This is a genomic window from Pseudomonas sp. LBUM1643 (genome assembly GCF_059716215.1).
This window is the reverse complement of the sequence record NZ_CP166813.1, coordinates 4,661,238-4,684,791: the sequence shown is the minus strand read 5'-3', so window position 1 is coordinate 4,684,791 and position 23,554 is coordinate 4,661,238. Positions and strand designations below refer to the sequence as shown.

General features: G+C 60.1%; 26 protein-coding genes. 12 read left to right on the top strand and 14 right to left on the bottom strand.

Annotation, left to right across the window (positions count from 1 at the left end; all coding sequences use genetic code 11):
• The first annotated feature begins 186 nt into the window (after positions 1-186).
• The 5 genes from ACA063_RS21030 (at position 187) to ACA063_RS21010 (ending at position 4,630) form a co-directional block, all read left to right on the top strand.
• The gene (locus ACA063_RS21030; protein ID WP_497663229.1) at positions 187-867 is read left to right on the top strand and encodes a response regulator; all 681 of its coding nucleotides are present in this window, start codon (positions 187-189) and stop codon (positions 865-867) included.
• Positions 864-2,189 (top strand): ATP-binding protein, encoded by a 1,326-nt coding sequence (locus tag ACA063_RS21025; RefSeq protein ID WP_497663228.1) that lies wholly within the window; start codon positions 864-866, stop codon positions 2,187-2,189. The genes ACA063_RS21030 and ACA063_RS21025 overlap by 4 nt, the downstream gene beginning before the upstream one ends.
• A 154-nt stretch (positions 2,190-2,343) precedes the next feature.
• Complete coding sequence (locus tag ACA063_RS21020; protein WP_497663227.1) at positions 2,344-2,850, top strand: GNAT family N-acetyltransferase; 507 nt, start codon at positions 2,344-2,346, stop codon at positions 2,848-2,850.
• Between the two features lie 57 nt (positions 2,851-2,907).
• Complete coding sequence (locus tag ACA063_RS21015; RefSeq protein ID WP_497663226.1) at positions 2,908-4,320, top strand: aspartate aminotransferase family protein; 1,413 nt, start codon at positions 2,908-2,910, stop codon at positions 4,318-4,320.
• Positions 4,321-4,402: 82 nt separating this feature from the next.
• Complete coding sequence (locus ACA063_RS21010; RefSeq protein ID WP_162436300.1) at positions 4,403-4,630, top strand: MbtH family protein; 228 nt, start codon at positions 4,403-4,405, stop codon at positions 4,628-4,630.
• A 171-nt stretch (positions 4,631-4,801) separates the two neighbouring features.
• Here ACA063_RS21010 and ACA063_RS21005 read toward each other — a convergent pair whose 3' ends face one another.
• The 10 genes from ACA063_RS21005 to ACA063_RS20960 form a co-directional block, all read right to left on the bottom strand.
• Positions 4,802-5,713 (bottom strand): metal ABC transporter substrate-binding protein, encoded by a 912-nt coding sequence (locus ACA063_RS21005; RefSeq protein ID WP_497663225.1) that lies wholly within the window; start codon positions 5,711-5,713, stop codon positions 4,802-4,804.
• Positions 5,714-6,613: a metal ABC transporter permease gene (locus tag ACA063_RS21000; RefSeq protein ID WP_339501145.1), complete on the bottom strand. Its 900-nt coding sequence runs from the start codon at positions 6,611-6,613 to the stop codon at positions 5,714-5,716.
• A complete protein-coding gene (locus tag ACA063_RS20995; RefSeq protein ID WP_497663224.1) occupies positions 6,613-7,356 on the bottom strand; it encodes a metal ABC transporter ATP-binding protein in 744 nt (247 codons plus the stop codon). The genes ACA063_RS21000 and ACA063_RS20995 overlap by 1 nt, the downstream gene beginning before the upstream one ends.
• Complete coding sequence (locus ACA063_RS20990; protein WP_497663223.1) at positions 7,353-8,279, bottom strand: metal ABC transporter substrate-binding protein; 927 nt, start codon at positions 8,277-8,279, stop codon at positions 7,353-7,355. The genes ACA063_RS20995 and ACA063_RS20990 overlap by 4 nt, the downstream gene beginning before the upstream one ends.
• 35 nt (positions 8,280-8,314) lie before the next feature.
• Positions 8,315-8,887 (bottom strand): DUF6162 family protein, encoded by a 573-nt coding sequence (locus tag ACA063_RS20985; protein ID WP_497663222.1) that lies wholly within the window; start codon positions 8,885-8,887, stop codon positions 8,315-8,317.
• Positions 8,884-9,207, bottom strand: a complete 324-nt coding sequence (locus ACA063_RS20980) for a hypothetical protein (RefSeq protein WP_497663221.1) — start codon at positions 9,205-9,207, stop codon at positions 8,884-8,886. Before ACA063_RS20980 ends, ACA063_RS20985 begins: the two co-directional genes overlap by 4 nt.
• Positions 9,204-9,746: a PA2404 family protein gene (locus ACA063_RS20975; RefSeq protein ID WP_497663220.1), complete on the bottom strand. Its 543-nt coding sequence runs from the start codon at positions 9,744-9,746 to the stop codon at positions 9,204-9,206. The genes ACA063_RS20980 and ACA063_RS20975 overlap by 4 nt, the downstream gene beginning before the upstream one ends.
• Entirely contained in the window at positions 9,743-10,948 is a 1,206-nt protein-coding gene (locus tag ACA063_RS20970; RefSeq protein ID WP_497663219.1) for a PepSY-associated TM helix domain-containing protein, read from the bottom strand. Before ACA063_RS20970 ends, ACA063_RS20975 begins: the two co-directional genes overlap by 4 nt.
• A gap of 180 nt (positions 10,949-11,128) precedes the next feature.
• Positions 11,129-12,004 carry an alpha/beta fold hydrolase gene (locus ACA063_RS20965; RefSeq protein ID WP_497663218.1) on the bottom strand — a complete coding sequence of 292 codons (876 nt, stop codon included), beginning with the start codon at positions 12,002-12,004 and terminating at the stop codon, positions 11,129-11,131.
• Between the two features lie 242 nt (positions 12,005-12,246).
• Entirely contained in the window at positions 12,247-12,705 is a 459-nt protein-coding gene (locus ACA063_RS20960; protein ID WP_497663217.1) for a VOC family protein, read from the bottom strand.
• Between the two features lie 499 nt (positions 12,706-13,204).
• On the opposite strand from ACA063_RS20960, the gene ACA063_RS20955 reads away from it, so the two are divergent.
• From ACA063_RS20955 to ACA063_RS20940, 4 genes are all read left to right on the top strand, one after another.
• On the top strand, positions 13,205-14,419 hold the full coding sequence (locus ACA063_RS20955; protein WP_497663216.1) for an SfnB family sulfur acquisition oxidoreductase: 1,215 nt from the start codon (positions 13,205-13,207) through the stop codon (positions 14,417-14,419).
• Positions 14,420-14,421: 2 nt separating this feature from the next.
• On the top strand, positions 14,422-15,087 hold the full coding sequence (locus ACA063_RS20950; protein ID WP_497663215.1) for a methionine ABC transporter permease: 666 nt from the start codon (positions 14,422-14,424) through the stop codon (positions 15,085-15,087).
• 99 nt (positions 15,088-15,186) lie between these two features.
• On the top strand, positions 15,187-15,957 hold the full coding sequence (locus ACA063_RS20945; RefSeq protein ID WP_497663214.1) for a MetQ/NlpA family ABC transporter substrate-binding protein: 771 nt from the start codon (positions 15,187-15,189) through the stop codon (positions 15,955-15,957).
• A gap of 181 nt (positions 15,958-16,138) precedes the next feature.
• On the top strand, positions 16,139-16,564 hold the full coding sequence (locus ACA063_RS20940; RefSeq protein WP_497663213.1) for an antibiotic biosynthesis monooxygenase: 426 nt from the start codon (positions 16,139-16,141) through the stop codon (positions 16,562-16,564).
• On the opposite strand, the gene ACA063_RS20935 is transcribed toward ACA063_RS20940, so the two are convergent.
• The 4 genes from ACA063_RS20935 to msuE form a co-directional block, all read right to left on the bottom strand.
• Positions 16,518-17,621: a sigma-54 interaction domain-containing protein gene (locus ACA063_RS20935; protein WP_497663212.1), complete on the bottom strand. Its 1,104-nt coding sequence runs from the start codon at positions 17,619-17,621 to the stop codon at positions 16,518-16,520. The genes ACA063_RS20940 and ACA063_RS20935 overlap by 47 nt on opposite strands.
• Before the next feature lie 24 nt (positions 17,622-17,645).
• Positions 17,646-18,833, bottom strand: coding sequence for an acyl-CoA dehydrogenase family protein (locus ACA063_RS20930; RefSeq protein ID WP_497663211.1), 1,188 nt, complete (start codon positions 18,831-18,833; stop codon positions 17,646-17,648).
• A gap of 204 nt (positions 18,834-19,037) precedes the next feature.
• Entirely contained in the window at positions 19,038-20,183 is a 1,146-nt protein-coding gene (gene ssuD / locus ACA063_RS20925; protein ID WP_497663210.1) for an FMNH2-dependent alkanesulfonate monooxygenase, read from the bottom strand.
• Positions 20,184-20,193: 10 nt separating this feature from the next.
• Positions 20,194-20,757: an FMN reductase gene (msuE, locus tag ACA063_RS20920; protein ID WP_497663209.1), complete on the bottom strand. Its 564-nt coding sequence runs from the start codon at positions 20,755-20,757 to the stop codon at positions 20,194-20,196.
• A 412-nt stretch (positions 20,758-21,169) separates the two neighbouring features.
• Here msuE and ACA063_RS20915 point away from each other — a divergent pair, with 412 nt between their 5' ends.
• The 3 genes from ACA063_RS20915 (at position 21,170) to ACA063_RS20905 (ending at position 23,514) form a co-directional block, all read left to right on the top strand.
• Entirely contained in the window at positions 21,170-21,439 is a 270-nt protein-coding gene (locus ACA063_RS20915) for a hypothetical protein (protein ID WP_162440682.1), read from the top strand.
• 98 nt (positions 21,440-21,537) lie between these two features.
• Positions 21,538-22,152 (top strand): LysE family translocator, encoded by a 615-nt coding sequence (locus ACA063_RS20910; protein WP_497663208.1) that lies wholly within the window; start codon positions 21,538-21,540, stop codon positions 22,150-22,152.
• Between the two features lie 204 nt (positions 22,153-22,356).
• The gene (locus tag ACA063_RS20905; protein WP_497663207.1) at positions 22,357-23,514 is read left to right on the top strand and encodes a cysteine desulfurase family protein; all 1,158 of its coding nucleotides are present in this window, start codon (positions 22,357-22,359) and stop codon (positions 23,512-23,514) included.
• Positions 23,515-23,554: the final 40 nt, after the last annotated feature.

Below are 23,554 nucleotides of genomic sequence, written 5' to 3'. Positions count from 1 at the left end.
CAAATTCGGACGCGGAATTACGGTTGCCGGGAATCAGGTTTATAAATGTAAACCGGGTCGGTAATTGTTGGCGAACTGGATCGGCAGCACAGCGTCACGAAGTCGCTTTTCCTTCGTCGAAGCACTCGTCATAATTTGGCCTTAATCAACACCTGTTCCACTCATGTTTTTGCTCAGGGAGCTCCCATGCACGTACTGGTTTGCGAAGACGATGAGCTGATCGCCAGTGGCATCGTCGCCGGCCTGACCGCTCAGGGCCTGACAGTGGAGCATGTGGCCACCGCGTCGGCGGCCCGGGCGATGCTCAAGGTCGCCGAATTCGATGTCATGGTGCTCGATCTCGGCCTTCCCGACGAAGACGGCCTCAAGCTGTTGCAGCAGTTGCGTCACGGTGGTCTCGAAATACCGGTGCTGATCCTCACCGCCCGGGACTCGGTCACCGATCGCGTCGATGGCTTGCAGGCTGGAGCCGATGACTATCTGCTCAAGCCTTTCGACCTTCGTGAACTCGCCGCACGACTGCACACCTTATTACGCCGGGTGGCGGGGCGCAGCGTCAACCTGATCGAGCACGGCGCGCTGACCTACGACCCCAGCAGCCGCGAAACCATGCTCGCCGGCCAGCCGGTGGACTTGTCCCGGCGCGAACAGTCGCTGCTGCAGGCCTTGCTGCATAACCGTGGGCGGGTGCTGTCGACCGAGCAACTCAAGGACAGCGTCTACGGTTTCAACGATGAACTGGAAAGCAACGCACTCAACGTGCACATCCATCACCTGCGGCGCAAACTGGGTAACGGAATCGTAGAAACCGTGCGCGGCCTGGGTTATCGCCTGGGGCCGGCGGACGGCGGAGATCAATCGAAGTGATGAGTTTGCGTTTGCGCCTGAGCCTCACGCTAGGTGCCGCATTTGCATTGATCTGGGCGCTGGCCGCCGCCTGGATGCTCAGCGATTTGCGCAATCAGATGATGTTTTCCCTTGATCAGCGCCTGGTCGCCTCGGCGCGCATGGTCGCCGGGCTGATGGAGCAATTGCCGGAGTTGCCGAGCAAGGGTGAGGGCACTCATTTCAGCGCTGAACAGCTGAATATCCCTGGCGGCATGGCCTGCCAGGTCAGTTCGTTACGCGGTGAAATCCTTGCCCGCAGTCACACTGATCCGCAACAAACCCTGGAAGCCGAGAAGTTGGGCTTTCACGATCAGATGATCGACGGTGCGCCGTGGCGCAGCTTCACGTTGGCCCGCGGCGATCTGCGCATCACTACCGCCGACCGGCAGATCGAGCGCGAGGCGCTGAACATGTCCATCCTGCTGGCCGCGTCAGTGCCGGTAGGCGTCGCGTTGCTGGGCTGCCTGTGCCTGCTCTGGCTGGGGATCGGCCAGGGGCTGGCGCCGCTCAATCGCATGCGCGATGCCTTGATGCGCCGTAGCGCCGACTCTCTGGAACCCTTGCAGATACAGCCACTGCCCAGCGAACTGCAGCCCTTGCTGGACACCCAGAATCAGCTGCTTCAACGGATCGGTAAGACCATCGAGCGCGAGCGCCGCCTGACCGGTGATGCGGCCCATGAATTGCGCAGCCCGCTGACGGCGATCAAGACGCACCTGCAGGTGGCGCGCATGACCGACGGCGCCGCCCGCGATCAATCGCTGGCTCGGGCCGAAGAGGGGGCCGACCGCTTGCATCGAACGCTCGAACAATTGCTGCTGTTGGCGCGGGTCGAAGGCAGCCTGTCGTTCGATGACGGTGTGCAATGCAACGCCGAACAGGTTGCAAAGCTGGCGATCCAGGATGCCGCCAGTGGGGACCGTCAACGGATCAGCTTTAAGACATCAACAACGCTCTCTGAGGCGCCGGTGCAAATGCCGGCTGTGCTGTCGATTGCTGCATTGCGCAATTTGCTCGACAACGCGCTACGGCATACACCCGGCGATGGCGCGGTCGAGTTGAGCGTCGAGACCTCTGAAAACCGCGTCCAGTTTGTTGTGCGCGACCATGGGCCGGGGATTGCCGAAGACGATCTGCAACACCTGACCCAGCGCTTCTGGCGAAATGGCCAAAGCACCGGCTGCGGTTTGGGATTGGCGATCGTTCAGGCGATCGTTCAGCGGTGTGGTTGCACGTTGCATTTCGACAGCAAGCCGGACGGGTTGCGGGTCGAGCTGACGATGCCGCTGCAATCGGTGTGAACACCATAATCGAAACCTGTGGGAGCGAGCTGGCTCGCTCCCACAATCGTTCTGTGTTGAACATCAAATGTAACGCCTCTCCATTAGTCACCCGGCGCGCGCGGCGCTATCGTCCCCCCGCAACTTTTTCTCAATGGATTGAGGTAGTAGCGACATGGATGCACCCCTGCGTGTCAGTAAGGCAACCGCTGCCGACGCCGGCATCATTTGCCGGATCGTTGATCGCTCCATCCGCGTAGGCTGCGCGATTGACCATCGCAACGATCCGCAAACCGTTGCCGCCTGGACCCACAGTAAAACCATCGACCACCTCATGCCCTGGCTGGACGACCAGCGCTTGTACCTCAACATCGCCCTGTTGCAAGACAAACCGATCGGCGTCGCCATGGCTGCATGCAGCGGAAAAATTGCGTTTTGCTACGTGCAACCGGAATGGTTTCGTCGAGGTGCCGGACAGGCGCTGGTGCGTGATCTGGAGGGCTGGCTGATTGGCCAGGGCCTGCATCAGGCGCAACTCAATAGCACTCGCACCAGCGAAGCGTTTTACCGTCATTTGGGCTACCAGCCCTGCGCGCCGGCGTTCATGGTCGCCGGGCTCTGCGCCATCCCCATGCACAAAGGTCTGTCCTCACGGCTTATCGAAAGCGGACCAAGGGTCTAAATCCTCCGGCACCTGATGCGTTTCCAGAACAGGAAAACCTTATTGAGGGGTCGAGAGATGTCAGTCGCTACCAGCCTTGTGGAAGATCAGTCGGCCCGGATCACTCCGACGCCGGCCGAAACGCTTTATCAGTTCAACGAATCGCCGTTGCTGGCGCGACAAAACCAGCAGGAGTCGAATGCCCGCAGCTATCCGCGGCGCATTCCCCTGGCGCTCAAGCGCGCCAAAGGCATCTATGTCGAAGACGTTGAAGGTCGTAGCTTTATCGACTGCCTGGCCGGTGCCGGGACGCTGGCGTTGGGGCACAACCATGCGGTGGTGATCGAAGCGATCCAGCAAGTGCTGACCGATGAACTGCCATTGCACACCCTGGACCTTACCACCCCGGTCAAAGACCAGTTCGTCCAGGACCTGTTCAGCCTGCTGCCCCCGGCGCTGGCCGCTGAAGCAAAGATCCAGTTCTGCGGACCCACGGGCACTGACGCCGTGGAAGCGGCATTGAAACTGGTGCGCACCGCCACCGGACGCAGCACCGTGCTGTCGTTCCAGGGCGGTTACCACGGCATGAGCCAGGGCGCGTTAAGCCTGATGGGCGCCCTGGGACCGAAAAAGCCGTTGGGCGCATTACTCAGTAGTGGCGTGCAGTTCATGCCCTATCCCTACGATTACCGTTGCCCATTCGGCCTCGGCGGGGCTCAAGGGGTGAAGGTCAATTTGAATTACCTGGAGAACCTGCTGAATGACCCGGAAGCCGGTGTGCTATTGCCGGCGGCGGTGATTGTGGAGGCGGTGCAAGGCGAGGGCGGCGTGATACCGGCTGATCTCGACTGGCTGCGCGGCTTGCGACGGATCACCGAGAAAGCGGGTGTGGCGTTGATCGTCGACGAAATCCAGAGCGGTTTTGCCCGTACCGGAAAAATGTTCGCGTTTGAACACGCCGGGATCATTCCGGATGTGGTGGTGATGTCCAAAGCCATCGGCGGCAGTCTGCCGTTGGCGGTGGTGGTCTATCGCGACTGGCTCGACACCTGGTTGCCGGGCGCCCATGCGGGCACTTTCCGCGGCAACCAAATGGCGATGGCGGCAGGCTCGGCGGTCATGCGTTACCTGACCGAGAACAACGTCTGCGATCACGCGACCGCCATGGGCGAACGCTTGAGCGAACACCTGCGCATCCTGCAGCGCGACTTCCCGCAGCTGGGCGACATCCGGGGTCGCGGCTTGATGCTCGGCGTCGAATTGGTCGATCCGACCGGCGCACCGGACGCGTTGGGTCATCCGCCTGTCTTCGGTCGCCTGGCGCCGCTGGTGCAGCGCGAATGCCTCAAGCGCGGCTTGATCCTTGAACTGGGCGGGCGTCATGGTGGTGTCGTGCGGTTCCTGCCGCCGCTGGTGATCACCGCTGCTGAAATCGATCGAGTGGCGGAGATTTTTGGTCGGGCCATGGCTGCGGCCACCGCCAATCTGTAAATTTTTCAACGGCCCGGACGTTCCTTCTACATACCGGCTGCGCACGCAGCGCAGCCCACCCTTACAGCGATGGAGAAACACCATGACTTCAGTATTCGACCGCGAGGACATCCTTTTTCAAGTCGTGGTCAACCACGAAGAGCAGTACTCGATCTGGCCGGACTACAAAGCCGTGCCGGAAGGCTGGCGGACCGTGGGCAAGAGTGGTCTGAAAAAGGAATGCCTGGCCTACATCGAGGAAGTCTGGACGGACATGCGTCCATTGAGCTTGCGCCAGAAAATGGACGGGCAGGCCGCTGTGGCGCACTGAGTAGTCGCGCACAAAAAGCCCGCTGAACCGGTCAGGTCAGCGGGCTTTTTGGTGTTTGAACGTTAAAAGATCGCAGCCTCGTTTCACTCGACAGCTCCTACAGGTAGCGCGTACATCACGGCTCCTGTAGGAGCTGTCGAGTGAAACGAGGCTGCGATCTCTTGATCTTAATTAGGCAGACGGATCGCCACTCAACCCCTTGATCACCAGATCCACATTCCCCTCCAGCTCCGCCACCGGGTCCGCCGCATCAGTGCTTAGCACCACCAGCCGGCTCCCGGCCTCGGTGATCACCGCTTTCACCGCTTCCGACGGCTGGCGATGGTGCAAGACCACCGCCACGTCATTGTCCTTCAGCGTCGCGCCAAGCACCTTCAATGCTTCAGGCGTCCATTCGTTATCTTGCCGCGCATCGAGGCCGATCAGTTCCAGGTTGAGGCTGCCGATCAGATAGCCGAAGTGATCGCTCAGGCTCATCACACTCAAGTTGTCTGCGCTCGCGAGCCGCGCTTCGCTGTCGGCGTTGAATTTCAGCAGGCGCTGTTTCAGCGACGCCAGGTTCGCCTCGATCGTCGGCTTGGCAGAGGGCGCCAGGCGCACCAGGTCGGCCGCCATCACATCGGCCATGCGGCCCATGTTGTTGCTGGAAAACCACGGCTGGCTGTTCAAACCATCCACCTTGTTGTCCGGTTGCACGGCGATGCCGGGCAAGGCGCCGTCCACCGGGCGGGCCGCGTCGACTTCGACGATGCGAATGTTGCTGCGCCGGGAAACCGGGTACAGCGGGTCGTCCGCCCACAGCGAACGCAGACCTATCACCGCGTCGGCGTCGGTCGCCAGTTTGGCCAGCGCCGGCGCGCCACGGCCCGTGAAGTAGGCGGTCTGTCGGCTGCCCGGCAGATTGGCCGGTGCAGCGCGTTCAAGCTTTACATCGGTGCCTTTGAGCAAGACTTCGCCCAGGCCGTAGGTAATCGGCAATGACGCCAGAACGCGCAGAGGTTTGGCACTGTCAGCGGCGAGGGTGGTGTTGACCAGCCCACACAGGGCGACGGCCAGGGTCAATTGACGCAGAGAAAAAGACATTTATCCGAGGTTCCCTTTCAGGCTTGGGACGACGCCACGGGCGATGGCGGCCAGGGCGAAGGCGATACCGGCCACCAGAATGATTGCGGCGCCGGACGGGATAGGCAGGTCGAAGACAATCGGGGCGAGAATGCCGCACAACGTGCTGACCGTGGCGATCAGCACCGAGCACCAGAAAAAGCCCTTGAGCGATTGGCTGAGCAAACGGGCGGCTGCCGCCGGGATCACCAGCAGGGCACCGACGAGAATCGCGCCGATGACTTTCACGGCGGCCACGGTGATCAGGGTCACGAGGATCACGAACAGGTAATCCAGCGTCTTCACCGCCACACCGCGAACGGCCGCCAGTTGCGGGTTGAAACTGGCGAGCATGATGCGGTTGTAGAGTGGCAACGCCAGCGCCATGACCAGTGAGCCGACGATGGCCAACACTAGCAGATCGTTACCGTTGACGGTCAGTACCGAACCGAACAATACGTTTTCGAGGATGTGCACGTTGATCTTGCCGGCAAGGATCAACAACAGGCTGGCGCCCAGTGCCAGCGACACGGAAAGGAACACGCCGATCAGCGTATCCGGGGCCAATCCGGTGCGGTTGCGCAGGTAGTTAAGCAGAATGCCGAACAACAGGCAGTAACCGAAGAGGCTGCCATAAGGCCCGGTGTAAGGTTCGCCCAACAGGATGCCAACGGCCACGCCGGTCAGTGCCGCGTGACCCACCGCTTCGGAGAAAAACGCGAAGCGCTTGACCACCACCAGTGTGCCCAGGCCACCCAGTACCGGGCCGATCAGCAGACCGGCCAGCAGTGCATTGACCACGAAACCGTAAGCCAGCGCCTCGGGGAGGTAACCCGAAGACGCCCAGCCCTGAATCATCAAACGAAAGGCTTCATAACTCATCAGGCAGCGCTCCGAGGATGGGTCGAAAACAGGGTCAGCAATCGTTCCGGGGTCAGCGCCTCCTTCGGCGTGGCATCGAACAGCACCCGACGATTGAGCCCGGTGACGCGATCCGCCAGACGCCCGACGGCCTCCAGGTCATGCTCGATCCACAGCACGGTGATCCCGCTCCGCCGCCAGTCACCAAGCAGACGCTCGAACACCCGGATGCCTGCTTCGTCGAGCGCCGACATCGGTTCATCGAGCACGAGCAATTGCGGCGCTGGAATCAGCCCTTGTGCCAGCAACACCCGCTGGCGTTCACCACCGGACAGCGCGCCCATGCGCCGTTTGCGCTTGTCCTGCATGCCGACGCGTTCCAGCGCTTCACCGATGGCTGCCGCGTAGTGTTTGCTGACACCGAGAAACGCCGGGCGCCGCTGACACATGGCCGCCATGAAATCGTCCACGGTCATGGGCAAGCCGCGGTCGAACTCCAGCGCTTGCGGGACATAGCCGATGATCCCCGGTGCATCCGGCCATTGCAGGCTCAAGCGGCCTTGATGGGGCATTTGCCCGAGCAATGTCTTGATCAGCGAGCTCTTGCCGCCACCGTTGGGGCCTACCAGCGCATGGACGCTGCCGGGCTGGACCTGGAAAGTCACGTTGTCGAGGATGGTGGTGCGGCCCAGCGTCAGGCTGACGTCGGCGAAATCCAGGGTCGGGCCGGCGCTTTGGGCGATGAGGGTTTCGTGGGCAGTCATGCGCCGGACTCCTGAATGGCCCGGACCACCGTATTGAGGTTGCCGGTCATTTCTTTTTCGTACTTGTCGGCGGTGTATTCGCCGTAGGAAATGTGCGACAGCGGGTACAGCTTCACACCGGATTCGCGCTGGATGGTGTCGACGTAGCTGGACGGGAAGTCCATCTCCGAGAAGATCACCTTCACGTCCAGTTCACGCAGTTGATCGATGGTCTTTTTCAATTGGCTCGGGCTTGGCTCGATGCCGTGAGCCGGTTCGACCACCGCGGTGACTTCCAGGCCGAATTCACGCAGCAGGTAATCATAAGCTGCGTGCACCGTGGCGACGCGCAGTTCGGCGTTCGGCGCCTCGGTCAGTTTCGCCAGGGCGTCGGCGCGCATCTGCCGCAGGCGTTTGCCGTAGGCGCGTGCGTTCTGGGTGTAGGTCTTGGCGTTAGCCGGATCGAGCTTGCCCAGCTCGCGGGCAATGTTGTTGACCTGAGCGATCGACGCGCTGATTGACAGGAACGTGTGCGGGTTGACGACCTTGCCCGCGCCACGGGCCGCCACACCGGTGGCCGCCAGCAAGGGTACGTTTTCGTTGGCTTCGATCACCGCGACGTTCGGGGTTTCGCTGGCGGCGATCATACGGTCGGCGAAGTCGTCATGACCGACGCCGTTGAGCACAACCACGTCCAGCCCACTGATGCGCTTGATGTCTTCGGCGCGAGGCTCGTAGGCATGCGGGTTGAAGCCTGCCGGGATCAGCGGCACCACTTCGGCCTTGTCGCCGACGATGTTCGCCACGTAGCTGTAATAAGGGTGCAGGGTGATGCCGATGCGCAGGCGTTTGGCCTCTTCGGCACTCGCCATGGGTGTCAGCAGGCAAGCCAGCAGGCCCACCAGCAACACGCGAAAGAATGAACGTTGAGATGAAATTGGCATGGGGAAGCGGTCTTCTCTCGGGTGAAGGCGAGGGTTCAGTGCCGATGCTGGCGGGTCACGCCGGCATCGAATTGCGCGACGATCTGCTGCCAGCCGGCGCTTTCCAGCGCGGTGTCAGCGAGGTCGGTCGGCGCAGCGAGGGCTTTGTCGCGGTTGAGCCAGATGTCCGGTGCATCGTCGTCAGCGGTCAGGCGCATCAGGAACGAACCGGCGACTTCCGGAGCCTGGCTCTGACCGAAATAAGCCTTGGCCTCGAGCAATCGCCAGGCATGGCCGCCACGGCTGACGGAGCTGGCGTCCTGGGCGAACGGCGCGAAACCTTCATCCGCGAGGACGGCAGGGGTTGGCAGGGATTGCGCGTCCTGACGCAGCAGATGGATCTCGTCCAGGGTCACCCGCAGGTCGGCATAGATGCCTTGCTCGGAGGCGCTCAGGTCACGGCGCGCATCCAGTTGATGGCTGCTGACAGCGCTCACTTCCTGCGACTCGTGGCGCCAGGCGACAACCGTACCGGCCACCGCCAGGATCATCAGGCACAAGAGCAGCACGTAGAGGGTTTCATGGCCGGCACCCGCCGGGCGGACAACGTGTGTGGTCGGGGTACTCATGGGGCCTGGATATCCGCTTGGTCGATTTCGACCACGTGGCCCGGGCCCGCATCGAACAGTACGTAGAACTCGGCGCCGGGCTTCTTGAAGGTCATCTTCGAATCGGCACCGAGCTTACCGGGTACCAGGATGCTTTCGTCGTAGCCGATCACGTCCAGGGTGACGCCCGGTGCACCGCTACCATCGGAAAAGCCGCCGGTGCACTCGATCTGCTCGGCGTCGATCGCCTTGCACTCGCACATCGGGTTGTGGGCCAGCGCGCTGGCGCTGAAACCGGCGCTCAGCACCAGCAACAGGGGGGTGAGATGACGAAAATTCATGGTTTGCCTCCTTGTTTGTTCAGCCACTCGACGGTGGCGGGGGATGCCTGACTCAAGGGCATGGATGCCTGGTGCATCGTGCCGTCCCAGCCTTCCATGGTGATCCACAGCTCAGCATCGGGTTTGGTCTTTTCCGGGATCGGGACCATCGCACCCATGCGGTACGGGGTGCCAAAGAAAATCACCCCGGCGGCGCGCAGGCTGCGGGGTTTGCCGATACGCAGGTATGTCGCCTTGACCTGATCGCGGCAGCTGTCGCACAGCGCCGCATTGAAGCTTTTCATGTAGCCCGCCGGACCATCGAGTCGCGGTGCTTCATTGCGCAGTTCCGCCAGGCGCAGGCTCCATGGCCCGACCTGCACTTCGCCGGCTTCGCGCTCACCCAGCCCGACATCGCCTCGAAACAGCGCGGCGTCGGCGAAATACTTGGGCATGAAACCGAGTGGAACCAGCAGTAACAGAACGTTGATGTGGAACCGCCATTTGTGCCAGAAACGGCTCAGCTTCGAGGATGGTTTATCCGCAACGAGCAGGCTCATTGGCTCACCTCCGTGGTTTCGCGGTGGGTGACTGGCTGTTCGGCGGGTTGCACCCGTGAACGCTTGTTTTCACGTTTCAAGGCGTTGGCCGTGGCCAGGGCGGTGCGTTTGGTCCAGATCAGCAGGCCGCTGAGGACCATCATGCTCAGGAGCAAACCGAAGAAGAACCAGATCAGCTTGATCCACAAGCCGCCGAAGTCGCCGGTGTGCAGGGGACGCATGGACTCGGTCACCAGCTCCAGACCGGAGCGGTCCGACAGTAAGCGGGTGGAGGCGACTTCACCGTTGTAGGGGTTGATGTCGGCGGTCTGGAACATCAGCGGGTACCAGCTGCGTCCGCCCACGGTCAGGTAGCTGTAGGCGTTGGCGGGCAGGCTGACAAAGCTGTCGTCCAGGCCGGGAATGCGCTCCTTGGCTTCAGCAATCGCGGTCTGCAGGCTGATCATCGGCGCAGGTGATCCGTCGGCACTGACCGGTACGCTCTCGCGGGGCACCACCAGCGCAACCGGCGCGGTGGAGATCGACACCTGGTTGTCGAACATGAAAGCCTCGATCAGGAACCAGGTACTGGTGACGGAAATCACCGCGATGAACCAGATCGACCAGATGCCACTGAGACGGTGGAAATCACCCCAGAAAATCCGCGCGCCGTGCCGGATGCGCAGGGTAGGTTTGAGGAAGCCTTTCCAGAATTTCTTGTAGACCACCAGTCCGGTCACCAATGAGGCCAGCAACGGCAGGCTCAGGAATGACACCAGGTACCAGCCCCAGCTATAACCGTTGGTGAACGGCACCAGCCACCAGCCATGCAGTGCCCGGGTAAACGCCTTGAAATTGAATTGTGGCGCCGTGCCCTGAATGACCCCGGTGTACGGGTTGACGTAAACCGTCACCGACCGCCCGTCGGGGTAGCTGACGTTTACGTCGAGGGCGAAGTGCGATTCATCGGGACGGCTGATGTCTTCAACCAGCGTGTCAGGCTCGGCCTTCTTGATCGCGGCGATGATCTGGTCGTAGTTGAGCAGGGGCGCATCGTCGGAGGGCTGGCTGGCGCGCATTTGCGGGTTAGCCAGCCAGACGATTTCCTGGCTCACCACCGCCAGTGTGCCGGTCACGCACACGATCAATACGAAAAACCAGATCGGCAGTGCCAGCCAGCTATGGACCAGAAACCAGAGTTTGGAGCGGGATTTCTTCGACATGATTTAAGTCTTGTATCGATGAGAGGGCCCTCTGCTGCGGGCTTCCCAGCGTTGGGTCCTTGAAAAGTCCGTCCGTGGCTTTTGCCTACGCGGGCCGACTGCATCTATATAAGACGAATGAGAATCAGAAATCCCGAACCTGCAAATGAAAGTAAATGTTTCGTATTGCGCGAACGCGTGTCAGAGCAGGAAATCCAGCGCTTCGGCGAGCAGCAGTTCGGGGGCTTCCTCAGCAATGTAGTGGCCGGCAGGCAAGGCTTTGCCACGAACGTCGGTGGCCACGTGTTGCCATTCCCTGAGCGGCTCGAAGCAGCGCCCGACTGTGCCGTCGGCGCCCCACAAAACCAGTAGCGGCAAGTCGAGGTGATGGCCGGCGTCGATGTCGGCGCGGTCATGCTCCAGGTCGATGCTGGCACTGGCGCGGTAATCCTCGCAGATACCGCACGCGGTGCCCGGCAGTTTCAGGCAGCGCAGGTACTCGGCAAAAGCGTCTGGCGTGAAGGGTTTGAGGCCCGCGCTGCGGCTGCCGATCACGCTGCGCAAATAGGCTTCGGGATCGGCTTCGATCAGGGTTTCCGGCAAGGGGGCCGGGCGGATCAGGAAGAACCAGTGCCAATAGGCGCGGGCAAACGCTTCGTTGGTTTGTGCGTACATCGCCAGGGTGGGCGCGATGTCGAGCAGCACCATGCGTTGCACGGCATCGGGGTTATCCAGCGCCAGGCGATGGGCGACGCGGGCGCCACGGTCGTGGGCCAGCACGGAAAATTGCTTGAAGCCCAGGGACTGCATCAGCGCCACACCGTCCTTGGCCATCTCGCGTTTGCTGTAGTGGGTGTGGTGTTCGCTGGCGGGCGGCTTGCTGCTGTCACCGTAACCGCGCAGATCGGCGGCGACCACGGTGAAATACCGGGCCAGTTGTTCGGCGACCTTATGCCAGATGACATGGGTTTGCGGATGGCCGTGCAGTAACAGCAGGCCTGGCCCGCTCCCGCCGATCCGGTAGGCGATGTCCACGCCGTTGACGTGGCGCTGGCCTTTCAGGAAACCGGCAAACATGAGTGTGCCTCCTTGTTTTGATTGCCAGCATCCTGAAAGCGTCGGGCGGTCAGGGCAAGGTGCAAAGCGTGGTGGGGTTGTTCATGAAGTGTGTTCAACAGGTTTTGTGGTGCGAGGCAGACCCTCATCGCGGGCAAGTCGAATTGTCGCACCGCCGCTCCCACAATGGATTTCTTGCATCGCGTAGATCCACTGTAGGAGCGAACCTGCTCGCGATGAGGCCATTAGCCGCGCCGCCGATATCAACCCTGCTGAAACATCTCCTTCGCCCGCTGCTCGATCTGCTCTTGAGTCAAATCCTCCTTGCGCGTGGCCAGAAACCACAGATGCCCATACGGGTCCTTCAAGGTCCCGGACCGATCACCGTAAAACTGATCCTTGACTTCGGACACCACGGTTCCGCCCGCGGCAATCGCCTGTTTATAGGACGCGTCGACATCTGTGACATACAGGTGCAGGCCGACGGACGGGGACTGGTTCGGATTGCTCAACGGTCCCTGATCACAGGGTGTGCCCAGCATGATCGGACAATCGCCGATGCGCAGTTCGGCGTGGCCGATGCCGCCGTCGGGCATGGACAGGCGCATGACTTCGGTGGCGCCGAAGGCTTTTTTGTAGAACTCGATGGCTTCGGCTGCTTTTTTAATGCCCAGGTAGGGGGTGATGCTGTGATAGCCCTCCGGGATGGGTTTGACGCTCATGGCGGTTCTCCCTGTTGGTTGTGAGACAACGATTCACGAGAGGTTAAATATAGTAGGTGCTGCCGAAGACTGCGGTCTTTTGATCCGTTTTGTGAATTGGGGTTTTAAGAAATCAGGATCAAAGGATCGCAGCCTTCGACAGCGCCTACACAGAGGTAATGCTGTTCACTCAGAGGATTTAGGGCCGAATTAAAACCCGTGGCGAGGGAGCTTGCTCCCGCTGGGCTGCGTAGCAGTCCTTCTTTTGGGGCCGCTTCGCGACCCAGCGGGAGCAAGCTCCCTCGCCACAGTTACGGCGCCGGGCTGAAGTGAATTGCGTTACTTAGAAAGGAAAACTCGAGGTTCGGTGTTCGCCCATCAACAGTGAAGCAACAGATTGACCGGGTTTCGGTGCTTTCAGGCGTTAAGAGACCTGATGAGATGTCCGTAAATACTGGGCGAAACCCTCGGCATGGAAGCTGCAATGACTCTGGCTAAACACTGGTGCCGAGAGTCTTGTATGTCTGAATCTGCCGTTTATCCGATCAACCCGCCCGTCGCCCATCGGATTGCCGACGAGGTCGAAGCATTGCATGTCGCTGCACGTGTCGCGGACGTTCTGCTGGAGCACGCAGCCGAACGCGATCGCAGCCGCCAGGTGCCCGCTGAAATTGTCGACCTGTATTCCAACAGTGGCCTGTGGGGGATCAGCGTACCGAAGGCGTTCGGTGGGCCGCAGGTTTCCTATGCGGTGCTGGCGCAGGTCATCGCGATTATTTCGGCTGCCGATCCGTCCTTGGGGCAGATCCCGCAAAACCACTATTGCCTGCTGGAAGATATTCGCCTGCAGGGCACGCCAGAGCAGCAGGCGCACTTCTTCGAACTGGCGCTGCAAGGCCATCGCTTTGCCAATGCCCTGTCGGAAACCGGCGGCAAAAATGTGCAGGATATCCAGGCAACCATCCGCCGCTATGGCGACGGTCATGTGATCAATGGCCGCAAGGGCTATTGCACCGGTTCGCTTTACGCCCACTGGCTCGCGGTACTGGCCCTGGACGAAGAGCAGAAGGGGCAGTTGGCGTTCGTAGAACGCGGCACCCAAGGGCTGGTGATTGTCGATGACTGGGACAGCATCGGCCAGCGCACCACGTCCAGCGGGACGGTATTGGCAGAGGATCTGCACGTCTCGGCCTTCAACCTGTTCCCGACCTATCGCTCTTATGAAAGCCCGACCCTGGCCGGCCCGTTTGCTCAACTGACCACCGCCGCGATCGACGCCGGAATTGCCCGCGCGGCGCTGCGCGACACCATCGCCTTTGTGCAGCAATTCGCGCGGCCGTGGATCGATGCGGGCGTGGAGAAGGCCAGTGAAGATCCGCTGACGATCATTCAGGTGGGCGGCCTGGACATTCGTCTGGAGGCGGCCGAAGCCCTGCTCGAACGGGCAGGTCGAGCACTGGATGCTGCGCGTTCGGCACCGGACGAAGATAACGTCGCCCACGCATCGCTGGCCGTTGCCAAAGCCAAGGTGCTGACCACGGAAATAGCCATCGAGGCCAGCAACAAGCTCTTCGAACTGGGCGGCACTCGCTCGACCCTGAAGAAGCACAATTTCGACCGTCACTGGCGCAATGCTCGGGTCCACACCTTGCATGACCCGGTGCGCTGGAAGTACCACGTGGTGGGTAACTGGTTACTCAACGGCGTCAAACCGCCACGCCACGACTGGTCGTGATCATGGCGCAGTGGCTGAAAAATATTTACTGGGCCGACATCGCCCAGGCCTGTCTCGAGACCCTGAGCATGCTCGGTGCTGCCCTCGCTTTTACCGTGTTGCTCGGGCTGCCGCTGGGTGTGGTGTTGTTCCTCACCGGCAAGCGCCAGTTGCACGAAGCAGTCGGCGTTTACCGGGTACTGTCGGTGATCGTGAACATGCTGCGCTCGCTGCCGTTCATTATTTTGCTGATCGTGTTGATTCCGTTGACGACGATGTTAGTGGGCACCTCTCTGGGTGTGCCGGGGACCATTCCACCGTTAGTCGTGGGGTGCACACCGTTCTTCGCGCGGCTGGTGGAAACCGCACTGCGCGAAGTCGATCGCGGCGTCGTCGAGGCGACTCAGGCGATGGGCGCGAACACCTGGCAGATCATCCGCCACACCTTGTTGCCTGAGGCGCGGGGCGGGCTGTTGGCGGCGGTTACGGTGACCGCGATTGTGCTGGTGGATTACACGGCGATGGCCGGCGTGATCGGTGGCGGAGGGCTCGGCGATCTGGCAATCCGCTACGGCTATCAACGTTTCCAGACCGATGTGATGGTGGTCACCGTAGTGCTTCTGCTGATCCTGGTTCAGGCCCTGCAAATGACGGGCGACCGACTGGTGGCGCGCTACAGCCGCCGATAAGCATTCGAATCTCTTCTGTTTAATAAAAAGCGTTAAAAAAAAACACTCAAGGCCCACGTCCACCCCACGACGGCCACTCAATCTGCCTTGGAGCACAGCATGAAAAAGACCCTGGCCATTCTGGCTGCCGTTGTGTCGTTGAGCGTGCACGCCAACGAAAAACTCGTCGTCGGCGCTACGCCGGTGCCCCACGCGGAAATCCTCGAGTTCGTCAAACCGACCCTGGCCAAGGAAGGCGTGGATCTGGATATCAAGGTCTTCACCGATTTCATCCAGCCCAACCAGCAGTTGGCGCTGAAGAACCTGGACGCCAACTACTACCAGTACCGGCCGTTTCTCGATGATTTCAACAAGACTCGCCATACCGATCTGGTGCCGGTGGTCGGTGTGCACATCGAGCCATTCGGTGCTTACTCGACGAAGATCAAAGACATCACGCAGCTCAAGGATGGCGCCTCGGTGGCGATCCCCAATGACCCGGTCAATGCCGGTCGCGCCCTGGTGCTGTTGCACGAAGCGGGGCTGATCAAGCTCAAGGACCCGAGCAACACCCTGGCCACCCAGCGCGACATTATTGAAAACCCCAAGCACCTGAAAATCCGTGAACTGGAAGGCGCGTTGCTGGCGCGGTCGGTGAGTCAGGTGGACCTGGCGTTTGTGTTTGCCAACTACGCGCTGGAAGCAGGGATCGACACCAACAGTGCGCTGATTGTCGAGAAGGGCAAGAGCCTGTACATCGAGTTTCTGGTGGCGCGCCCGGACAACATCAATGATCCGGGTGTACAGAAGCTGGCGAAGGCGTTGAATTCCGATGAGGTTCGGCAGTTCATTCTGACCCGTTACAAAGGGCAGATTGCGCCGGGGTTTTGAGTATTACTCCAAGTTTGTGCGTAATTCATTCTGGCGAGGGAGCAAGCTCCCTCGCCATAAGAACTCTCTGTTCCTTCGCCGTGATTTTTGAAAAATGCCTCTTGACCTTGACTTAACCTGAGGTTTTACCCTGCAGGTCTTCGGATCGTTAGATCCGGCTTACGCAAAGTGGGGGCTTTTCATGCACTTATCAGAGAAAAATCGCAGTTTTACCCAGTTGATCGAATTTGAGATCGAGCCCCATCAACAGCCCGCACTGGTGTCCGCGCTGTCGGCACAAACCGAGCGCCTGGCCCAGGGCTACCAGGGATTTCTGAGTGCCAGCATCCAGGCCAGCGATGATGGCAGACGCGTGCTCAATTTCCTGCAATGGCAGTCCCGTGAGGCGGGTGAGGCCGCCTTCCAGAGTTTTGAAAGCGGCGAACAGGATTTCTGGCAGTTGATCCTTGCTCATCAGGCGAAAACAGTGACCTTCGGCTCGTTCCAGGTGATGCACAGTCTGGAACGCAGTCATGACAACGCGCTGCACTGCAATCTGGTGCACCAAGGCGAAAGAGCGCCTAGATCGACAACTGCATCAAGCGTTCACCCTGAAGGTTTTCCGTAGGACGGCGTTTGTTAACGGCCAGCTCGCCGATCTTGATCAGTCGTGTGCGCGTGACGTTGCGACTCAGCCCAAGCAGCGCCGCCGTGTGCACCTGGTTGTAGTGGCTGAAGCGATAGGCCGCGCGCAACAAGGCGTCTTCGACTTTTTCATGCAATGCCCCGGCCTGTTCCTCGAAAAGCTTTTGAAAAGCCCGCTCGAGCAAGGCTTCCGGTGAATCGTCGATGCCGCCGTTGTAATCGTCCTGACGCTCGATACGCATGTTCGACAGACGCAAATCATCGCGTTCGATCACGCCGTTGCGGCAGATCAGCAGGGTATGGTGAATGACGTTTTCCAGCTCGCGGATATTGCCCGGCCAACTGTAGCTGCGCAGTTTCAGCTCGGCCTCTTTGCTGACGGTGATGGTGCCGTAGCCGAGGCGCTGACTGTAGGCTTCAACGAAGTGCCGGGTCAGCGGCAGGATGTCGCCCGGACGATCACGCAGCGGGCTCAGTTCCAGGCTGACCACGTCGAGTCGGTAGTACAGGTCTTCACGAAAGTGCCCGGCATTGATGGCTTTTTCCAGTTGGACGTTGGTCGCCGCCAGCACGCGTACGTTGATGGGAATGCTCTTGCGCGAACCGAGGCGTACCACTTCGCGTTCCTGCAATACCCGCAGCAACTTGACCTGGATCGCCATCGGCAGATCGCCGATTTCGTCAAGGAACAAGGTGCCGCCATCGGCTTCTTCGAACCATCCGGCCTTGGCGCTCAGCGCGCCGGTAAACGCGCCTTTTTCGTGGCCGAACAGTTCAGCCTCGACCAGGGATTCGGAGAATGCACCGCAGTTCACCGCCACGAAGGGCCGGTTCCGCCGGGCGCTGAGGTTGTGAATGTGCCGCGCCACCAGCTCCTTGCCGGTACCGGTTTCACCAATGATCAGCACACTGGCTTCACTCGGCGCGACCTGCTGCAAGTGTGCGAGCAAAGCTTGGGATTTGGGGTCTTCGAACACCTGCGCGGTGGCGCGGATCGAGGTGGCCAGCGCGGGCGAGGGCGGTAAGGTCAGCAGTTGCATGGGGTTCGCTCCATGAATGGCGGTTTATGAATAGAAAGTCGGAACGGGCAGGGACTGGTTCAGCGCCCAGTCGCCCAGTTCATGGAGTTTGTAATCCACCGGGTCGTGCAGGGTTTGCGTACGCAAGTTGCGCCAGTGGCGGTCGAGCCGCAGCGAGGCGTGGGTCGAGCGTGCACCGGTCACTTCGAACATTCGACTACACAGTTCCAGGCCATTGCGCGTGGCGGCGACCTTGGCAGTGGCGATCGCAATGGCCAGATGTCCACGTTCTTCGGCGCTGAGCTGAGGGCCTTTGGCCCAAGCCTTGTCGAGCAGTTCGGCGGCATGTTCGACCAGTAACCGAACGCCTTCGAGCGCCACCCAGAACTCGCCGTAGTGACCGAGCACATAGGGGTCCTGACGCACATCCTGGGTACTGGATTTGTGCCAGGGACGTGTCTCGGTCAGGGTGTATTCCCGTGCCTCCTCGAAAGCACCTTCGGCGATGCCCAGGAACATGTGGGTGAAGGTCAGCTGGGCGATCAACGGACGCAGGCAGGCGAACGGTGTGCTCAATGGACCCGGATCCAGCAGCAGCTCCGACTCTTCGACCCGTACCCGTTCGAAGGTGGCGCTGCCGCTGTCGGTCTGGCGCTGGCCTATGTTGTTCCAGTCGTTATGCAGGGTAATGCCGCTGCGACCGCTGGGGATGGCGGCGATCAGCAATTTGCCGCCGGCACTTTCGTCGACGGCGGAGGCGATCAGCATTTGTGAATCGCTGGCGCCGGAGCAGAAGCTTTTTTTGCCGGAAAACTCGCGCCAGCCATCGAGCTTTTTCACCACGGTGCGAGTGTCCAGCGGGTTGAGCGCGTTACCCCAGAACCAGTTCTTGCGGGCGGTCTGTTCGAACCACGGTTGCCATTGTTCGGGCTTAGCGAACAGGCGCACGGTGGCAAGCATCAGGTGATGGAAGCCGAAAACATGGGCGATCGAACTGTCGACCTTGGCGAACTCGCGCACCACCGTCAGGGTTTCACTCCAGCTGGCGCCTAGGCCGCCGTACTGGGTGGGAATGCTTAATGCGAGCAGACCGCTTTCGCGCAGTGCGTCACGCTCGGCTTTAGGCGTACCACCGCGTTCGTCACGTTCGACTGCGGTCAATGCGAACTGCACCGCGAGTTGGCGGGCGGTCTGCAAGGGTGATATCAGGGCACTTTGCGGCTTGGCAGTCACGCGAAATTCCTTTGAGTCATTGTGATTCCTGTAGGCGCTATGTAAGCGCTGTATAGGAGCTGTGTGAGACTGTGTAGGAGCTGTCGAGTGAAACGAGGCTGCGATCTTTTGACTTTGTTTTTTAAAAACAAGATAAAAAAGATCGCAGCCTCCGGCAGCTCCGGCAGCTCCCGCAGCGCCTACAGGTCAAAACAGCAGGCCGGGTCAGGCCGTGGCTTTGCCGGGCAGTACGTCATTGGCGATCATTTCGCCAAACGGCCCGGTGAGGTTGGTGACGCCGCGACCGGCCAGGCTCGCATAGGGCTCAGGCAGAAGCGGGAAGACCAACTCGGCAAAGCGATAAGCTTCTTCGAGGTGTGGATAACCGGAGAAAATGAAACTCTCGATGCCCAGGTCCGCGTATTCCTTGATCCGTGCCGCGACTTGCTGTGGATCGCCCACCAGCGCGGTCCCGGCGCCACCGCGTACCAGACCGACACCGGCCCACAGGTTGGGCGCGATTTCCAGGTTGTCGCGGCGTCCGTCGTGCAATGCGGCCATGCGCCGTTGACCTTCGGAATCGAAGCGTGAAAACGACTTCTGTGCCGCCTGGATCGTTTCGTCGCTGATGTGCTCGATGAGTTTGTCGGCGGCTTTCCAGGCCTCTTCTGCGGTCTCGCGAACGATGACATGCAGGCGAATCCCGAATTTCACTGTGCGACCGAGGCGCGCTGCACGCTCACGCACATCGGCGATTTTTTCCGCCACGGCGGCAGGCGGTTCGCCCCACGTCAGATAGACGTCTACCTGCTCGGCCGCGAGATCGTGGGCAGCGTCGGAGGAGCCACCGAAGTACAACGGCGGGTAGGGTTTCTGCACCGGTGGATACAGGGCTTTGGCGTTTTGCACGCGCAGGTGTTTGCCTTCGAAATCAACCGATTCGCCTTGCAAGACACGGCGCCAGATTTTGAGAAATTCGTCGGTCACTTCATAACGTTCGCTGTGATCGAGGAAACTGCCGTCGCCCCGGTTCTCATCCGGATCGCCGCCGGTCACGACGTTGATCAGCAACCGTCCTCCAGACAGTCGATCCAGGGTGGCCGCCATGCGGGCAGACACCGTCGGCGAGATGATGCCGGGGCGGATCGCTACGAGGTACCTCAGGCGTTCGGTTAGCGGAACCAGCGCCGATGCGATGACCCACGAGTCTTCGCAGGAACGTCCGGTGGGAATCAGCACCCCGTGGTAACCGAGGCTGTCAGCGGCCTGGGCCACTTGTTTGAGGTAGTTGAGCGTTACCGGGCGAGCGCCTTGAGTGGTGCCCAGGTAGTGGCCATCGCCGTGGGTCGGCAGAAACCAGAAAACATCCATGAAGAGATCCTTAAGCGATTTTCAGCAGATTTTTAGGGTGCACGCCGAACAACGGCGCAGCGCGTTCTGCAGCAAGACGAATGCGGGCCTTCAAGGGCTCACTGGTTATTTGGTAGTTGGTAAAGTCGGCCTCGGTGGCGTAAACGCCAATCGGCAACGTCAGGGCCTGGAAGAAGCTGAACAGCGGTCGCAGCTGGTGATCGAGCACCAGTGCATGACGTTCGCTGCCCCCGGTGGCCGCCAGCAGGACGGGAGTGTCGATCAACGCATTGAGGTCGATCAGGTCGAACAGATGCTTGAGCAACCCGGGATAGGAACCGCGGAAGACCGGCGCGGCAACGATCAGCAGGTCGGCGTTTTCGATGGCTTGCAAATGGGCTTCGACGTCGGCAGTCAGTTCCTGACGAGACAACGCCGCACCCAGTGACCGGGCGATGTCGCCCAGTTCGATCAGTTTGCTTTCGATCGGCAGATGTTCTGACAGTTGTGCCAACAAGGCCTGCGTGAGCACCAGGGTCCGCGAGGGACGCCAGGTACCGCCGGAGAGGGCTACGACTTTCAATGGGCGCGACATGATCGGTTCCTTTTTAAACAGTTGCTCAGGGAGCAGTGAGTAGTCACTGACCTTCAGCAAGAGCTGTACCAATCCATGGGAGCCCGGTTATCCGGGGCTTTCAGCGCACGACTCGGTGGATGCTGTTCGATTTGAAGGGCTGTCTGTTGAATGGCTGTTGCTTGGCAAACAGTTGCCTGAGCAACAGTGTGTTGAGCGATGTGACTGTTATAAAGGCATCTGGTTATTCCTCAAAATATCAATAAAAGATATTTATAGATCTTTATGGAATAAATAACGGCGATAAAGAGTCAATCCACGAGCCTGGACGTTTATCCCGATACCCACTATCGAGCGCGTTGATTTCTGCCCATCGAGGGGCGCGAGTAGCCTGTGTTCATTGCCCCGAACCCAGATGCCAGGACGCCAGATCATGAAACCTCTAATCGCCACTTTCCTGTTACTCGCAATCTCCGTTCTCGCTGGATGTGCCAGTCATGTTTCACCGGAATTGCGACCGTACACCGCCGAGGAAAGTCGGCAATTGGCGATGGAAGAGTTGAATCGTCGGGGTTTGTCTTTCGACGAATACCACGCGAAGAAAGCCGCATTGCTGGGCCAGCCGCAGAAATCCTTCAGTTTCGACAAGCAGGGCGAAATGAACGCTGAGCGCGCCGTGCAACTCCACGGTCGTCCAAGCTGAGCGACTGTACCGCTCGAAGTTTTGCGCAACTGTGCGTGGGTTTCCTCCAAGGGGTGCGATAGGGTCAATACCTGATTGCCCTTGATGGACTGCCACCGATGACCCTCTCCCTCGATCTGCTGCTCGGCTTCGCACTGTTTGCCTTGGTCACTTCAATCACGCCGGGTCCGAACAACACCATGTTGCTGGCATCGGGTGTGAACTTCGGCTTTAACCGCACTATCCCCCATATGCTCGGCATTACCTGCGGATTCTTCGTACTGGTGGTTGCCGTGGGTTTCGGCCTGGGCGCGGTGTTCCAGACTTATCCACTCCTCTACACCGTGTTGCGGTACGTCGGTGCCGCGTATTTGCTCTACCTGGCGTGGAAAATCGCCCATTCCGGACCGGTGTCCGATAGCGAAAAAGGCGAAAGCAAACCCATCAGTTATCTTGGCGCGGCGGCGTTCCAATGGGTGAATCCCAAAGCCTGGATCATGGCCATCGGTGCCATCAGCACCTACACACCGATGCAGGGTTATTTCACCAACGTGATAGTGATTGCAGCGGTGTTCGCGCTGATCAACCTGCCGAGCGTCGGGGTTTGGGCAGCCTGTGGGACGCTGTTGCGCAACGTGTTGAAAGATCGCCGCTGGTTGCGGGTGTTCAACTGGGGCATGGCCGCGCTGCTGGTGGTGTCGCTGTATCCGTTGCTGCTCGAAAGCTTTAGCTGACGCATTGCTTCAACCGGTTACCCGATGCCTGTTAAGCTCGACTTCAGGAGCGTTCCTACGCACTTTTAATGAAGTTGTTCTTCTTTAACGGCCTCCGATCAGGTATTTCTGACGTTCCGGAATATCGGCGCAGCTCACGAGGCTGCGCTTTGACGTTTCTGTGACGAGCCTCCTGATCCCGGAACACGCTCTGCGAGTCTTTTTATGAATACACGTCCGTTATATTTCGATTACGCCGCCACCACGCCGGTGGATGAGCGAGTCATCAAGGTCATGGTCGAGTGCCTGGGTTTTACCGGCAACTTCGGCAATCCGGCGTCCAGCTCCCACGCGTTCGGGCAACAAGCCCGGCAATCGGTCGAGCACGCCCGGCAACAAGTCGCAAAACTGGTTGGCGCCCAGCCTGATCAGATCATCTGGACGTCCGGCGCCACCGAATCGAACAACCTCGCGCTCAAAGGCGTGGCACAGGCTCGCGCAATTGCCGGTGGCCATGTCATCACCAGCCAGATTGAACACAAGGCAATTCTTGATACGGCCAAACAGTTGCAGGACGCCGGTGTCGCGGTGACCTATCTGGTGCCGAACGCCGAAGGCATCATCACTCCACAAGCCGTCAGCGAAGCCATGCGCGACGACACCTTTCTGGTGTCGCTGATGCTGGTCAACAATGAACTGGGCACGGTCAACGACATTGCGAGCATTGGCGAGATCGTTCGCGCCCGTGACGGGTTGTTCCATGTGGATGCGGCGCAAGGTGCGGGCAAGGTGGTGATCGACCTGGCGCAGTTGCCGGTGGATTTGATGTCGTTTTCGGCGCACAAGATTTACGGGCCCAAGGGCATCGGTGCGCTGTATGTCGGCCCTCGTGGCCGGGAGCGTTTGCAGGCCCAGATCCACGGTGGCGGGCATGAAGGTGGTTTGCGTTCTGGCACATTGGCCACCCATCAGATTGCTGCGATGGGCATGGCATTCGAGTTGGCGGCGCTCCTGTTCGACGAAGAGAAAGCCACCATCGCTCGATTACGTGAGCGTTTGCTTGAGCAGTTGTCGAGTATTCCAGGCGTTCGCCTCAATGGCAGCGCCACTCAGCGCATTCCTCACACGTTGAGCCTGACGTTCAGTGACGGTGAATTCAATTCCACGGCTTTAAGCCATTCCATCGCGTTTTCCGCGACGTCGGCCTGTAATTCCGCGAGCAATTCACCTTCGCATGTACTGCTGGCGCTGGGACATGACGCGGGCTCGGCGAGCCGTACGATTCGCTTGAGCCTTGGCCGATTTACCTCCGAGCAGGACATCGACCAGGCGATTGATCTGATAAAAGCGGCTTGCGCCAGTGCTCCGGCATTCTGGCAGTAGACCCATAAGGTGCTGGCCCGGATCAGCACTCACACAATAA

Bases quoted from the DNA above. Each gene is read 5' to 3' on its own strand.
- ACA063_RS20940 (WP_497663213.1), top strand. From the start codon at position 16,139: ATGCACTTATCAGAGAAAAATCGCAGTTTTACCCAGTTGATCGAATTT.
- ACA063_RS20970 (WP_497663219.1), bottom strand. From the start codon at position 10,948: ATGTCGAAGAAATCCCGCTCCAAACTCTGGTTTCTGGTCCATAGCTGG.
- ACA063_RS20945 (WP_497663214.1), top strand. From the start codon at position 15,187: ATGAAAAAGACCCTGGCCATTCTGGCTGCCGTTGTGTCGTTGAGCGTG.
- ACA063_RS21015 (WP_497663226.1), top strand. From the start codon at position 2,908: ATGTCAGTCGCTACCAGCCTTGTGGAAGATCAGTCGGCCCGGATCACT.
- ACA063_RS20910 (WP_497663208.1), top strand. From the start codon at position 21,538: ATGACCCTCTCCCTCGATCTGCTGCTCGGCTTCGCACTGTTTGCCTTG.
- ACA063_RS20975 (WP_497663220.1), bottom strand. From the start codon at position 9,746: ATGAGCCTGCTCGTTGCGGATAAACCATCCTCGAAGCTGAGCCGTTTC.
- ACA063_RS20915 (WP_162440682.1), top strand. From the start codon at position 21,170: ATGAAACCTCTAATCGCCACTTTCCTGTTACTCGCAATCTCCGTTCTC.
- msuE (WP_497663209.1), bottom strand. From the start codon at position 20,757: ATGTCGCGCCCATTGAAAGTCGTAGCCCTCTCCGGCGGTACCTGGCGT.
- ACA063_RS20935 (WP_497663212.1), bottom strand. From the start codon at position 17,621: ATGCAACTGCTGACCTTACCGCCCTCGCCCGCGCTGGCCACCTCGATC.
- ACA063_RS20955 (WP_497663216.1), top strand. From the start codon at position 13,205: ATGTCTGAATCTGCCGTTTATCCGATCAACCCGCCCGTCGCCCATCGG.
- ACA063_RS20995 (WP_497663224.1), bottom strand. From the start codon at position 7,356: ATGACTGCCCACGAAACCCTCATCGCCCAAAGCGCCGGCCCGACCCTG.
- ACA063_RS21000 (WP_339501145.1), bottom strand. From the start codon at position 6,613: ATGAGTTATGAAGCCTTTCGTTTGATGATTCAGGGCTGGGCGTCTTCG.
- ACA063_RS20965 (WP_497663218.1), bottom strand. From the start codon at position 12,004: ATGTTTGCCGGTTTCCTGAAAGGCCAGCGCCACGTCAACGGCGTGGAC.
- ACA063_RS20960 (WP_497663217.1), bottom strand. From the start codon at position 12,705: ATGAGCGTCAAACCCATCCCGGAGGGCTATCACAGCATCACCCCCTAC.
- ACA063_RS21020 (WP_497663227.1), top strand. From the start codon at position 2,344: ATGGATGCACCCCTGCGTGTCAGTAAGGCAACCGCTGCCGACGCCGGC.
- ACA063_RS20990 (WP_497663223.1), bottom strand. From the start codon at position 8,279: ATGCCAATTTCATCTCAACGTTCATTCTTTCGCGTGTTGCTGGTGGGC.
- ACA063_RS20905 (WP_497663207.1), top strand. From the start codon at position 22,357: ATGAATACACGTCCGTTATATTTCGATTACGCCGCCACCACGCCGGTG.
- ssuD (WP_497663210.1), bottom strand. From the start codon at position 20,183: ATGGATGTTTTCTGGTTTCTGCCGACCCACGGCGATGGCCACTACCTG.
- ACA063_RS20950 (WP_497663215.1), top strand. From the start codon at position 14,422: ATGGCGCAGTGGCTGAAAAATATTTACTGGGCCGACATCGCCCAGGCC.
- ACA063_RS20985 (WP_497663222.1), bottom strand. From the start codon at position 8,887: ATGAGTACCCCGACCACACACGTTGTCCGCCCGGCGGGTGCCGGCCAT.
- ACA063_RS21010 (WP_162436300.1), top strand. From the start codon at position 4,403: ATGACTTCAGTATTCGACCGCGAGGACATCCTTTTTCAAGTCGTGGTC.
- ACA063_RS21030 (WP_497663229.1), top strand. From the start codon at position 187: ATGCACGTACTGGTTTGCGAAGACGATGAGCTGATCGCCAGTGGCATC.
- ACA063_RS21005 (WP_497663225.1), bottom strand. From the start codon at position 5,713: ATGTCTTTTTCTCTGCGTCAATTGACCCTGGCCGTCGCCCTGTGTGGG.
- ACA063_RS20980 (WP_497663221.1), bottom strand. From the start codon at position 9,207: ATGAATTTTCGTCATCTCACCCCCCTGTTGCTGGTGCTGAGCGCCGGT.